This window comes from Natrialba hulunbeirensis JCM 10989, from assembly GCF_000337575.1.
Taxonomy (GTDB): Archaea; Halobacteriota; Halobacteria; order Halobacteriales; family Natrialbaceae; genus Natrialba; species Natrialba hulunbeirensis.
Genome location: NZ_AOIM01000027.1, coordinates 1 through 457, shown reverse-complemented (window position 1 = coordinate 457; position 457 = coordinate 1). Strand labels below are relative to the sequence as shown.

General features: G+C 57.1%; 1 rRNA gene. It reads left to right on the top strand.

The annotated features are described in order from the left end of the window. Window positions 1–457, top strand: a 23S ribosomal RNA gene (locus C483_RS19495); the annotation flags it as partial.

Genomic DNA, 457 nt, shown 5'->3' with positions numbered 1-457 from the left:
CATTGAAATACTACCCGATGGTGACTGCGACTCTCACTCCTGGCGGAGGACACTGGTAGCCGGGCAGTTTGACTGGGGCGGTACGCGCCTGAAAAGATATCGGGCGCGCCCCAAGATTTCCTCACCCGCGTCGGAGACGCGGGAAAGAGCGCAAGAGCATACGGAAGTCTGACAGTGTCCGGCACAACGACGGACGCTGACGCGAAAGCGTGGTCTAGCGAACCAATTAGGCTGCTTGATGCGGCCAATTGCTGACAAAAAAGCTACCTTAGGGATAACAGAGTCGTCACCCGCAAGAGCACATATCGACCGGGTGGCTTGCTACCTCGATGTCGGTTCCCTCCATCCTGCCCGTGCAGAAGCGGGCAAGGGTGAGGTTGTTCGCCTATTAAAGGAGGTCGTGAGCTGGGTTTAGACCGTCGTGAGACAGGTCGGCTGCTATCTATTGGGGGTGTTA